Origin of the sequence: Enterobacter cloacae complex sp. IR5458 (assembly GCF_049238025.1) — a bacterium.
Lineage (GTDB): Bacteria > Pseudomonadota > Gammaproteobacteria > Enterobacterales > Enterobacteriaceae > Enterobacter > Enterobacter kobei.
The window spans coordinates 1-12,029 of record NZ_JBMKIF010000056.1 but is presented as its reverse complement, the minus strand read 5'-3'; the positions used below and the strand labels follow the sequence as shown (position 1 = coordinate 12,029).

Genomic DNA, 12,029 nt, shown 5'->3' with positions numbered 1-12,029 from the left:
GGAGTCACGGGGTGACTACGCCTTAGCGTGCTTTATTTTCCGAATTCTGAGACGACCCCTGTGTGTTGAAAGACAAGATGAGAACCATGATGTGTACGTAGGTAAATTCATCCAGTTACATGTAGCCGCTAATAAGAGCCTTAAGATCGTCGAAATGGGCGATGTGAAACTGGTGGCCATAACCAGCTCGATTCCTACCACTTTTAATGGTGGGATAAAGAGATACAAAGGGGTTACGTATGTGTCACTTTCCCAAACAGCTCAAACCACTATCGACTTCCCGAAGCGTATCTACAAAGAGGGCCAGGAATGTACTTCTGTCACCAGTCCTGACCAAGGTCCTTTCGCCCGGGATGTTAGGTTGAATTGCTACGGGCGATGTGTTGTCACCGGCGTAAGGTCCCCCTGGCGTACTGAGGCCGCGCACTTAACGCCACGTCATGAAGAAGGCATTCCCGACGTAACGAACGGAATTTTACTTCGCCGTGATATCCATACACTGTTCGACAATGACCATTGCGCCATAAACCCTGACACTATGAAAATTTACTTCAGCCGGGAGGCCCGGGAGTTGGATGATGATCTCCTGAAATGGCATGGGAATGAGATAGAGACGACACGCATGCAGGTTCCGGTTAACATCGAAAACCTTCGGATACGATGGCAAAAATTTAAGGCTAAGGATCGTCAGCGTAAATAAAGCCATAAGCTGAACCACGGCGAGGATTAGTCTTGTTCACTAAATGACAGCGAGAGATTAAATGCAAACCCAAAAAGATATTACAGTTGGCCAGATCTGGGAAGAAGTGGATCCAAGACTGATCCGGAAAGTGCGAGTTGTTGAGGTGGCCTCGTTAGAAGGGCCCAAAGGCATCCTAATCGAAAACGTGGAGTCTGGTCGTAAGAACTGGGCGTCGTCATCCCGCTTTAATGGAAAGCGTGGAGGGTATCGTCTTATTTCCTGAAGGTTTTGCCAATATGGGAAACTGAAGAGGTTGAAACCATCCCGGTGAGGGAGCATATCTGGTAAAGAAGAGTCTTTAAAAAGGTTTTACGCGACCTGGGATAATAAACGGGAAAACGATACCCAAAAAAAGAATACAGCGATGATAACGATAAGGAATGGTAAGGGCTTCAATATTTTGAGAAATGACCTGGCTTCCTTTGCATCTGCATTTCTAATCAAACTGTCCACATAGGGATCACAGCTCTTAGGTTCTGAATTTTTCATATGTTCTGTACCTGAAATTGATTCCGTATGAGAAAAGGCCACCGAAGTGGCCTCTATCAAAACTGGTGGCAAAAGTTAGATCAGGAAATCATCAAGACTTTTACCGGCTGCAATTTGTTCTGCCAGAGCTTTGGGGGTACGGCCCTGTCCAGTCCACGTTTTTGTTTCGCCATTTTCATCAGTAAATGAGTATTTGGCCGGGCGTGGTTCACGGCTTTTCTTGGTAGCCGTAGATTTGGCCTGGAATGAGCCAAGCAGCTCTTCCGGGTTGATACCATCTTCTTCCATTAACTTACGCAGGGCGTCAAGTTTCTCCTGACGAGCTTGCAGTTCGGCAGCTTTGGATGATTCTTCCTGACGACGCTCATCAACAATGACATTAAGCTTTTCGAGGATTTCCTCAAGTACTTCTAAAGGCAGCTCGCGGCCCTGGGCGCGAAGAGTACGAATATTGTTTAACGATTTGAGTGCTTCAGACATACGACCTCACTTTCTAATTCTTTGATAAGGATTTACTTAATCATAATACACTCTATAAGGAAAAAGATGCCAGCTTTATGTCTTCAGGTACAAAGATATCTTGCTAAGAATACTCCTTATCTTCCTTGTGCAGACTGTTTCGTGCTTTCGATGTTGTTCATGAGTCTTAAAATCTGCTCACTGTTTAGGGTACTCATGCTGTAAATCATCAAGAAGGAAGCGCAGAACAACATAAGCAATCGGAAAAGGAAACCATGCCAGTGACAGGCCATATATGGCGGAGATAAACATAGGGTAATTTAACTCACTTACAAAATTCGCTTCATTGTATTGTTGAATCGAAATGGCAGAAGCAAAAATTATAATTAAAGTAAGAAAAATCCACTCTAGCCATCTCTTTTTATAACAAGCATAAGCGAAAGCTGTAGGGTAAAAAATAAAGCAAAAAATTCCAGCTGCAATTACGTTCATAAAAGTAACTTTCCTGATAGCGCAGTTATTTTTCGAATGCAGCATCATGAACAACTGCCATAACATTGATGATTGGCTTTCTTTTTCTGAAGAACCTTCCGCGCGGCAAAGTTTCTCCCGCTTTGAGACGATAAAGCCAGAAAACATAAGCCGGAGGAACATTGCTGTCAAAAATATCTGAACAAGTTTGAACTGTGATGCCTACTGTATTGTCTTTCCTCATCTCTTTAAAAGTGCCTTGCAATGCAGCGGATAACGTCATTTTTAAGAAACCTTTTTCTGTTTGAACGGATAGACTTGACTTAGCTGGCTTGACTGTAATGTTTGCCACTAAAGATCCCTCGTTCTGAGGATGCAGGCACTACAAAGTTACCGTCAGGTCTAATCATACGAGTTTGGATGAAATTTTTGCCGGATTTGGTTTTTTCAACCTGGTGCTCGATCTTCCATTCTTCTTTGACGGGACCGGATGACAAATGAACTAGAACCGGTACTTTTTTACGTGTTCTATCCAGAACAATACAATTTGATTTATCCGTATCAACGCTTCCCTGAAGAGTATTCAAAGAGCAATTATCATATCCCTCAACCGGAACTGCATTACCTTGGATATCAATTTTGAATCCTCCAGCTATTACAATTTCGGGTGCATTATCATTTAAAGTCTCGTCATAGGCAGCATCAACTACATCGCAAGCAGTAAGAGTAAGTGACGATGCCACAGCAAGACACAATAAAGAAAATCTGTTTTTGAGCATATTTGAGACCTTTTATAAAAATAAAATAACAGGAGAATTGTATCATTAACAGTCTAGTTCTAACGACTACCACTTTTAAGTATGTATTGAGCCAGTTTTATATTCAGGCACACCATATTGCACTCTAGCTCTTTCATCATCCTAGAAGAACTCTTAATTAAGTATTCTTCAAGTGGGCCAGCATATGCCCCTGATGTCACGATCGTTAGTTGCGTAAGAGGATGAGTCAAACTCTCAATGCCCTTCAGGATGTCATTCTGGACAGCAGAAATATAAACAGGCGAAGCCGCAATCAAATATTCATCATTCGGACTGGACTGCATTAACTGGCTTATAGTTGCGCAACGGTTATGCTTTCCTAGTGATTTTGTGATGGCTTTCCACCAGAGATCATGCCTGAATGGTACTTGATGAAATGTCGCCTCGTAAGAGGGCACCCGATCTCGACTATTTAAAAACCCCATCCCGGCAGAGATTATCCACAACTCCAGATTTCTGGTTGAGTTTAAAATTTCCTTTGCCGTAGACCAGTGATTACCTGAATACAAGGACAATGCCGGTACCGCCTGATTACTTCTGGCGTCGTCTACAATGTTACTCCAGGCATATGCTGCGTCGTCCGGGGTTTGTTTTGGATCTATGTCCAATGTCGGCCAGACGTGGCCCTGATGATTCTTGCCCTTTGTACAGGAAGTGATTAAGTGTACTGAGCGTTCAGAGAACATTATCTTCCTTACATACCCATAGAACAGCTTTCTAAGAACGGTGGGCTCGCCTGAAAATTACAAATCAGCCCCTTTCACGGCATCATTTTGATTCTTCGCGTCTGCCCCCAGTAAGATGACCGGTTTTCTGCATGACAGTGTTATTCCTAACAAACGCAACACAAAACCACGCCAGCCAGAGCAAATTTTTTCATTTGCTGCGTAAAGCCTATTGTTTTCTCTTTTAAGCTTCGCCCACTCGTTACAGAGGGTAACATCATCAAGCGCTGTTATATGCTTCGCCTCACCTTCGACGATAACGGTATGGATACCGTATGCTGTAAATCTCATACTATTTTCCAGAACCCAGTTGCGGTATTCGTTGAGTCCACCTTCGGAACCGGTAGCTCTGCGCCACATTTCAATTTGCTTGTGTGATGGGTCAAGTGTACTTGTCATTGAAGCCTCGTCTCAGCGATAACGCTTGAAATAGCCCGCTTTGGTCAAAATGAAATTAGCCATCTGACTGGCGATTTGATTGTATCTTACTCATAGTGCCCAACCTATAGGTTAAAAAGGGGCATTTTCGCTTTATAGCGTGTTCAACATCATCAATCATCCCAAGAAAGGCTGGCTTATTAAGCCGGTCCATCATTTTCTGTATATCTCTCATCAATTTTTATATCCGGCCTGAAGTGCACCGTTCAAGCACACCGATCAGGCAGTTAGTCACTAGTTAACTCTTTACTAGAGACTAAATTCCATTGATTTACGTGACAACGTCACGTCATTAAGGTTTGCAAATGCCTAATTTTCATACTATGGGATTTAATTAGGAGTAAATCCCACAGGCATACATAAAGCTGACAATTAAAAACTTTAAATATCAACCAGATAGAATGATTACACCCATTTAATGGGCTCATCACATTATTTCACTGGCTGGGGTTGTTGCTGGCATATCTGAAAGTGCTAATATGTTAGTCATTAGTAATTAGTAAAGACTTTACTAAACGCGTTTCTACGTAAATTCTATAGGTTTTAGAGGGTAACTACCTTTGCTCAATTCAAATTGTTCTAACATACCAAAATGGAGTGTAAAATGACTCATAACCAGGGTTCTGAGCCAGTACCGGCGAGCCGGACAGGGCGGCTCATCAGCGCCCGGGATATGGCCATGCAGAAATTCGAAGAAGGGATGCGGTTAATCTCGGAAGCGTCGGAACTGTGCGGTTTCTCTCTCTTCACCAGCAGAATTATGCAGCCCAACGCATTTGGTCTTCCGTCGTCACTGGATCGCACCATCGAGGAGGGGCGTAAGGAAATTGACCGTAAAACGTGGAAAAGGCTCTTTGAAGAAACAGGTATGGACCGGTACTGGAACCATAAGCAAAAAGAAGCCTTTAACGAATCCCTACGTACGGATCCGCCCGTCGCTTCCCTGGAGATTGTTAAGGGAACATTACAGCATGCACTGGCTAACAGACGAGACACGCTTGCAGAAGGTTTCGTTGATGTTCTCAACAAGCTAGACCGAAGTTTCAAAAGCAATGCCAGGCAATATACAATGCCAAAAAAGCTTGTTCTTCGGGGGATTTTTCCTGGTGTGAAAGTGCTGAGGTACAACGGTTTCTCGCAGGACAATCACTTTTGTTTACGCGACTTTGAGAATATTGTATGCATCTGTTCTGATACTCCAACACCTGCAACCGGCGGTGGGCTGAGTATGGTCGACAGGCTGACGGCCATGAGAAATACAGAATTCACAGGCGAGGTCAGTGATGAGAATGGCTGGCGGTGTCGCCTGTTTGAGAATGGAAACGTTCACATTTGCATCGACAGTATCTCGCTTCTGAATGCTCTGAACGATCTTATCAGCATTTATTTTGCAAACCAGCTTCCGGCCGCAGGAAAAAAATGATGATCGAAAATGATAAAGAAAAAAGCCTGAACGATGCTACCCCGCCAGAGGTGCAGAATGACATCCGCAGCGAATCCACTGAAAAATCAAAGGAAATGGGTCGTTCAAGGCACTCATCTATCGCGATGATCGATTACTTCAATGCAATCGAACGTCTGTGCAAAGAGAAAGAAATTAACCCGGAAAATATCGATCTGAGCTTCAAAGTTCACTGGCTCAGAAACGCTGTTGGCGGCTCGTTTGCAAGGTCACAGGAGATGTTCGCGGAGTACCAGAAGTATGTTAAAGAGGTTCCTGAAGAGGCCCGTTACCTGGATATACCCGATGAGGTAAAGGTTGCACTCGGCGATATTATCTCGTACATCACCTGGCACTACCGTAGAAGCTATACCGCAATACAGAATGATAGTGTTAAAAAAGCTGAAGCACGTAGCATGCAGCTGGAGGAGGAGGTAACGCAGCTGTTACAGCGGCTTGAGCAAAGCGCTACCGATATGGATGAGCTGAAACTTGAGAATCAGGCGCTACAGGGTCGATTAGAGATCCGGGACAGTACCGTCAAGGAGTTAGAAACAAGGCTGAATGTTGCCGAAGCAGAACTCGAAACCTGCCATCACCAGTTAGATAGCACACGGCATGAATTAAGCCTCGCACAGCAGTCTAATGACTCACTCTCCCAGCAACTGGCTGAACGTAAAACAGAGATCGCTGGTCACCTTGAATATCAAAAAAAACTGAACGAAGAGATCAACTCTCAGCGTTCTGATAATGCTGGTCTTTTAAGACAATGCGACCAGTTAAGTCAGACAGTGTCAGATACAAAGGCAGAGAGGGACAGGTTTGAACAGGAATTTATTGCTGCACAGACCCTTTGTTCTGAGCTGAAAAGTGCACTATCCGGGAAGGAGGGTGACCTGGTGGCGGTGAATGCCGAGCTTACTGAACTCCATAAACTAAACGAGTCGCTGAGCGCCGACCTGAATAAAGTAACTTTGGTCAGCCAGGGCTATGAAGCGGAAGTGGCTGAACAAATCAATGAACTCAAAACGCTCCAGGCCAAAGTAATGAAGCTGGAAGCTTCCCTGGAGGCGGAGAAAACAATCTCAGAATCCCTAAAAGGCACCATTGATACATTGACTGGTGCAATGGCAGGGGGAGGTACTGGAAAGTCAAAACAGCCGCGTAGCAGAAAAACATCATGATAAATGAAGCCAGGTTGATACACTTCTCTGTATCCCCTGGCACAGTAGAACTTCTGCGGACATTCAGCCCGTCGGCAGGAGTTTTCGTCCTTCAGTCAACAAATGCACTACCTTTTTTGAGTCTCCACTTTCCAGAGCAGAAAACACGTTACCGATTTTACCAACAGCTTGTATCTGAGTGATAACCCCAGTCTTGTAATCATCTAGGATCCCTGACAGGAAAGCGTTCAGTTTTGTCTGTTCGCTTAGCGAAAGCATGTAGGACATTTTTTCTCCATTTTAAGCAGGTGTGTCAGTTGAAAGAGGTTTGCGTGAATCTGGAAAATGAGGCAGCACCATAGTTTCAGATGCTGTGGTCGCATCCCAGTGCCACCATCCATAAGGCCCATATTCACGGTTGTAATAATCTTTTTTGAGTTGCTTTCGGGCCAGATAAGCAGGAGTGGCCATACCAAATACTTCCATCGGGAACGGCTTATCGCTTTTTGTGTCGAGCAGGTAGAAGTCAGGGAACACCTCACTAATACTCGCATCATAACGCATGGGCTTAACGTACTGCCGGTGCTCTGCATCCAGCTTTTCTGCAACAACCGCCTCATAGGAGGAGTCCAGAGGTATCCAGTTCTCGCTAACGTGCATCAGCACAATTTGATGAGCTCTTACAGAAGGGCCTCTGCCGGTTACCGCAGCTGGTGACGTCAACGCAAAGACAACTATTTTCGCTCCGGATTTCCATGCTGCGTACTCCGATGAAAATCGTTTCTTTACGCTGTCCCAATGGCCTTCTGAATTGAAAAAAATCAGCGGTAGCCCCCCAAAATTCCGCAGGGGTAAAAATTTAAGTGGCTTCTCATGCTTTTCAGCATCGTAGCGAGGTAAAACTGACAGGAGCATGAGACGTTTATCACTCATCGCCTGTGATGAAAGACGCTGAATCTGCGACTGAGCGACAGGTTGTTTCGGGTCAGGTACACCAATGAATAAATGGTCACCTATGCAGGCTCTGCCGGTACGAATTTGTTTAGCGGTTTCAAGCAGACGATACCGTACCAGTGAATCGTTACGTTTCCCTGCCATTTTCGGGTACCAGACATTCAGACCAGACTCTGTCCACAAAAGACTAAGCAAGCCCAGGAGGGTCATTGAGGCCTGACCACCTTCTGGTCGCTGAAGATGGGGCAGGGGAGGCACTTCTGATTTTTCAGGAGGATCTTTCTCTGTCATACCGATACCGAGCCTTACAGCCATATCACCTTCGGTTGTAATCCGGACCACACCACTCGCATATCCTTTCAGGCCGGTATGCCGGGCATCAAGGGAGAAGAATACACAGGAAGGATCATGCTCAATGCCCGTGTTAGCGGCTTTGACGAGAATAAAGGCATCACCGTTCGGTAAAGCACGAACATAAAGTCGCTTTTCTCCTTTTCCACGACATCCGCAGGTGATGACTGATTTTTGACCTGAGGTGTGGTGTGCTTTTTTAAGAGCCGACTGCCACCCTTTAGCAAACTCATCCTGCGTTTGAAAGTCAGGTGAATACCTTTTGACGTTTGGATCGTCGTCGTAAGCAATCATCACTGCGAATTTTTGGCTCATAGTAGTCTCCTAAACAGGAAGTTTAATATCCCAACCAGAGCAACACTTCCTGAGCGTCATACTGTTCCTTTACGCCCATGTCGCTAAAGAATTCTTCGAAATCTGTTTCGGGAACGCAATGCCTGGACAGTTCTTGTAATGCTCGTTCTTTAGATACCGTCTCACCTTCAGCTGATTCGAAATACGTCATGGTTGACCTCTGACATTATTACAACAATCTTAAGCATTTAAATTGATAAATGAGCTTAGTTCAGCACACTTCATCGTATGACTTCCGCAATCGCAAGGAAGCAACATAATCAATTCGTGACTTCAACAATTTAGCGACGGCTGCAAAGACATCAACTATCACTGAGTTCCCAAACTGTCTGTAAGCCTGTGTATTGGACACAGGTATACGGAAAACACTTTCCCCGGGTTTATCGAAGCCCATAAGCCTGCTGCATTCACGTGGCGTTAGCATGCGTGGCCGACGATCCATATTGTCCGGGTTATGGAAATCAGACTCTCCCAGCTCATGGGACCAACCCCGATCAATAAGAATTTCAGATCCGTCTTTCATATAGCGGCTTGAGAGGGTTCTGGTGACACTATTAACATTGGAAGGATCTACAAGCCCAAAACCAAAACCATTGCCTTTTGCTGCATGTTTCTTTGCATAGTTGTATAAGTACTCCCAGAGTTTAGGGGAGAGGATGTATTTACTATCTACCGTCGGTTCCAGTAAATCGGAGAGAGAAGGGCGCTTGTCCGGATAAAAGTCTTTAATGTCTCTTAGAGAAAAACCGTCTTTCAGGCGCAGGTCGCGGCGAAAACCAATAAGGACGATACGCTCACGGTGCTGGGGTCGGAAATGACGGCCGTCGATGACTTTAGGATCATCCGCGCCCATGCTTTCGCTGTTTGCGACGTCGTAGCCAAGCTCTTCCAGCGTTTTCATGATGATGTTAAAAGTATTACCCTTATCGTGACTCTTCAGATTTTTAACGTTTTCCAGAACAAAAATTGCCGGTTGTTTTGCCCGGATGATCCTGGCCACATCAAAGAAGAGCGTACCCTGAGTGTCGCACTCGAAACCGTGTTTGCGTCCCAAAGAGTTCTTTTTACTGACACCGGCAATGCTGAATGGCTGACACGGAAACCCCGCAAGAAGTACATCATGATCCGGGATAGATGTATCGATAAACTTGTATGCCTCTTCATCAGAAACTTCGGGCCGGTTGCTAAGCGTGATGTCACGGATATCTGAATTGAAGCGGTGCTCGTTCTCATCGCAATACCAGTTCGCCCGGTAAGTACGGCTGGAATAAGTATTCCATTCACTCGTGAAAAGACATTTTCCACCGATGGCATCGAATCCGCTTCGTAGTCCACCTATCCCTGCAAACAAATCGATAAAGCTAAATTTCCTGTCCTCGTAATTAGTAGGTCGGGAAGGAATTAAAGACTGTAGATAACGTCCATCAGTGATACTCAGCTCACAATGCTCAGGCTTTCCTTTAACCTGACGCTTAAGCGAGGCACGGGACCAATTACTGCCATTTTCATCATTTAAAACCTGAGCCAGATATTTAAGATCATAAATGGTCGATGCTATTAACAATGTTTTGTGGATCAAAGATGGAGCTTTACCCACATCTTTCAGGTCTTTTTCTTGATCATGAGTGTTACGTTTCATCCAAACTCTCTCAGGAATAATATCTTTGAGATAGATTAACACTCTTAATTTGGATTGTTTTTTGGTACAGGTTCTAAATTCATTGTGATTTTTCTGGCTTTAAGTTGCAAAATGATATGTTTTTAGCCCGTCCAGGAATTTATGACTTGTTAAAATAGTGCCTGTGAATTGCCTTGTGTATACATGTCTGCACTCAACAAATTCAGGTGAAATGATGGGTTATCTAAAAAAGTTACTTTTGCCAATCATGATCGTTGTATTCCCTGCGGCGTCCTGGGGGAACTCAACAACATTTGAGGCAAAGGTGGTTAAGATTGTTGACGGTGACACCATAACTGCGCTGGATGCTCAAAATACAACCATCAAAATACGGATGTATGGTATAGACGCTCCTGAATCCAAACAAGCTTTTGGGCAAAAAGCAAAGCAGGCCTTAACCACAGCTATTGCAACCAAAATCATTACCGTGAACGACCATGGTGTAGATATCTATGGCCGAATGTTAGGGACCATTTGGTTAGATGGTTATGACATTAACGCTTCTATGGTGGACAGCGGATATGCGTGGGTATATCGGTTCGAAGATAACGCCATTGTCCCGAGCTACCTCAAGTATGAATCCGCAGCACGCAAGGATGCAAAGGGGTTATGGGCAGACCCCAACCCTGTCCCTCCATGGCAATGGAGACAGTTAAACGAAAAGCCCAGAAAGGTGAAAGAGAAGAAATGACCATGATGAAAGAGGATCATCCGTTACTTCAGTTGGTACTTAACGATTCCGGTCGTCTTGCTATGCCTGTTCATGATAGAGACCAACAGTATTGCCCGACTTGCCTTGCAAAGGTACTGAAGAGTGAGGATGGAAGGTTGTCGCATGTCGGGCACGAAAATCAAACTAAATGTGTTCCTTCTATTTCAGTAGTTGTGACAAAAGCAATCATAGAAATGTTAAGTGATGGAGAAAAAATTTATGTAAGTCCAATCCGAAACCGAGGGCGAACTCTGGCACCATCAGTGATTTTTTCTCCTGATACACACACATTTAAGCCATTTATAAATACAGACTATCAGCCTGTAGGGGCAAACTGGAAAAGTGACAAGGGTTATAAACTGGGCCTTTTTTATCTTAAAGATCGAGCTAGCTCTATTACTAAAGAGGAATTTGATTTTATTGCTGTTATTGATCCAGAGTTATTGCTTAACGAATTTAATTCTTCATGGTCTGTTGAACAGATCGCACCAATAGAACAGTTGAAGCAAATCTTCCGGTCAAAAAATAATTCTTCTGCTTGGGTAAAATGGCCTGGTAAACTCGACTTAGCAAAGAAAACCAATTATAACGATAATTTCTGGTACGACAATCAATCTGATAGTGCGGAACTTAACTGCACTGTTTCCGTTGTAGGTATAGAAGGTAACAGTTCAGGTGAAACAATTTATAGATTACAAACTATGCTAAAGCATAAGTTTAATGAATATCAACTGGTTCGGTCTTTGGGTACTATTATGCTTCTTGATAATACCGGGAATATGGTCTCATCAAATCACCCGAATTTTGACATCATCTCAAGCGCATGTATAAGTGGAGTACGTGATTTTGTTCGCCAAAACCCATGGGTAGTTAGACAGACAACTCTTAACACTTAATTATCTTTAAAATAAAGCCCACTCCATTACTTAAAATGTTTTTCCTATAAGTCAGTTTTCGGACTTTTCATCACACCGACATGTAACAAAAAATGTAACTGTTACAGTTAGTTATCAGTACAAATGCACACATCCGCACCAGGTGGGGACCACACCAATTGCATTGATCTAAGTCAATAAAAGATCACATATGCAACATTCAACCATCAGGACAGTTACTTATAGTTAATAGCCCTGCAAATGACGACATAAGCAGTTAACAAAACAACTTTTTCCCCAATTCTGATGTAGCCCCCTGAAACACCAGACAGTAGCTGTATCTCCAGATAAGAGATAGG

15 protein-coding genes are annotated in these 12,029 nt (G+C 44.0%); 5 read left to right on the top strand and 10 right to left on the bottom strand.

Annotation, left to right across the window (positions count from 1 at the left end):
• A partial coding sequence (locus tag ACOTYN_RS24385; protein WP_057522223.1) for an HNH endonuclease signature motif containing protein occupies positions 1–700 on the top strand: 700 nt, incomplete at its 5' end.
• A gap of 606 nt (positions 701–1,306) precedes the next feature.
• On the opposite strand, the gene ACOTYN_RS24380 is transcribed toward ACOTYN_RS24385, so the two are convergent.
• From ACOTYN_RS24380 to ACOTYN_RS24355, 6 genes are all read right to left on the bottom strand, one after another.
• Positions 1,307–1,711: an H-NS family nucleoid-associated regulatory protein gene (locus ACOTYN_RS24380; RefSeq protein ID WP_001287391.1), complete on the bottom strand. Its 405-nt coding sequence runs from the start codon at positions 1,709–1,711 to the stop codon at positions 1,307–1,309.
• Between the two features lie 177 nt (positions 1,712–1,888).
• A complete protein-coding gene (locus ACOTYN_RS24375) occupies positions 1,889–2,182 on the bottom strand; it encodes a hypothetical protein (RefSeq protein ID WP_001100635.1) in 294 nt (97 codons plus the stop codon).
• Between the two features lie 25 nt (positions 2,183–2,207).
• Positions 2,208–2,513: a hypothetical protein gene (locus ACOTYN_RS24370; RefSeq protein WP_223152485.1), complete on the bottom strand. Its 306-nt coding sequence runs from the start codon at positions 2,511–2,513 to the stop codon at positions 2,208–2,210.
• Positions 2,485–2,940, bottom strand: coding sequence for a hypothetical protein (locus tag ACOTYN_RS24365; protein ID WP_000916941.1), 456 nt, complete (start codon positions 2,938–2,940; stop codon positions 2,485–2,487). The genes ACOTYN_RS24370 and ACOTYN_RS24365 overlap by 29 nt, the downstream gene beginning before the upstream one ends.
• 59 nt (positions 2,941–2,999) lie before the next feature.
• Positions 3,000–3,665: a hypothetical protein gene (locus tag ACOTYN_RS24360; protein WP_001447900.1), complete on the bottom strand. Its 666-nt coding sequence runs from the start codon at positions 3,663–3,665 to the stop codon at positions 3,000–3,002.
• Between the two features lie 57 nt (positions 3,666–3,722).
• Positions 3,723–4,103 carry a hypothetical protein gene (locus ACOTYN_RS24355; RefSeq protein WP_001371925.1) on the bottom strand — a complete coding sequence of 127 codons (381 nt, stop codon included), beginning with the start codon at positions 4,101–4,103 and terminating at the stop codon, positions 3,723–3,725.
• 643 nt (positions 4,104–4,746) lie between these two features.
• On the opposite strand from ACOTYN_RS24355, the gene ACOTYN_RS24350 reads away from it, so the two are divergent.
• Together ACOTYN_RS24350 and ACOTYN_RS24345 are read left to right on the top strand one after the other, a co-directional pair.
• Positions 4,747–5,565: a DUF4942 domain-containing protein gene (locus tag ACOTYN_RS24350; RefSeq protein ID WP_058687704.1), complete on the top strand. Its 819-nt coding sequence runs from the start codon at positions 4,747–4,749 to the stop codon at positions 5,563–5,565.
• On the top strand, positions 5,562–6,767 hold the full coding sequence (locus tag ACOTYN_RS24345) for a hypothetical protein (protein ID WP_058687703.1): 1,206 nt from the start codon (positions 5,562–5,564) through the stop codon (positions 6,765–6,767). The genes ACOTYN_RS24350 and ACOTYN_RS24345 overlap by 4 nt, the downstream gene beginning before the upstream one ends.
• Positions 6,768–6,830: 63 nt before the next feature.
• Here the strand turns inward: ACOTYN_RS24345 and ACOTYN_RS24340 are convergent, their stop codons facing one another.
• From ACOTYN_RS24340 to ACOTYN_RS24325, 4 genes are read right to left on the bottom strand one after another with little or no spacing between them, the layout of a single operon-like run.
• Complete coding sequence (locus tag ACOTYN_RS24340; RefSeq protein ID WP_058687702.1) at positions 6,831–7,034, bottom strand: hypothetical protein; 204 nt, start codon at positions 7,032–7,034, stop codon at positions 6,831–6,833.
• A gap of 12 nt (positions 7,035–7,046) precedes the next feature.
• Positions 7,047–8,366 (bottom strand): DUF1173 family protein, encoded by a 1,320-nt coding sequence (locus ACOTYN_RS24335; protein ID WP_058687701.1) that lies wholly within the window; start codon positions 8,364–8,366, stop codon positions 7,047–7,049.
• A gap of 22 nt (positions 8,367–8,388) precedes the next feature.
• On the bottom strand, positions 8,389–8,556 hold the full coding sequence (locus ACOTYN_RS24330; protein WP_000220758.1) for a hypothetical protein: 168 nt from the start codon (positions 8,554–8,556) through the stop codon (positions 8,389–8,391).
• 60 nt (positions 8,557–8,616) lie between these two features.
• The gene (locus tag ACOTYN_RS24325) at positions 8,617–10,044 is read right to left on the bottom strand and encodes a DNA cytosine methyltransferase (protein WP_058687700.1); all 1,428 of its coding nucleotides are present in this window, start codon (positions 10,042–10,044) and stop codon (positions 8,617–8,619) included.
• Between the two features lie 214 nt (positions 10,045–10,258).
• Between ACOTYN_RS24325 and ACOTYN_RS24320 the strand changes: the two genes are divergently transcribed.
• A complete protein-coding gene (locus ACOTYN_RS24320) occupies positions 10,259–10,774 on the top strand; it encodes a thermonuclease family protein (protein WP_058687699.1) in 516 nt (171 codons plus the stop codon).
• Between the two features lie 2 nt (positions 10,775–10,776).
• Positions 10,777–11,691, top strand: a complete 915-nt coding sequence (locus ACOTYN_RS24315) for a hypothetical protein (RefSeq protein WP_058687698.1) — start codon at positions 10,777–10,779, stop codon at positions 11,689–11,691.
• Positions 11,692–12,029: the final 338 nt, after the last annotated feature.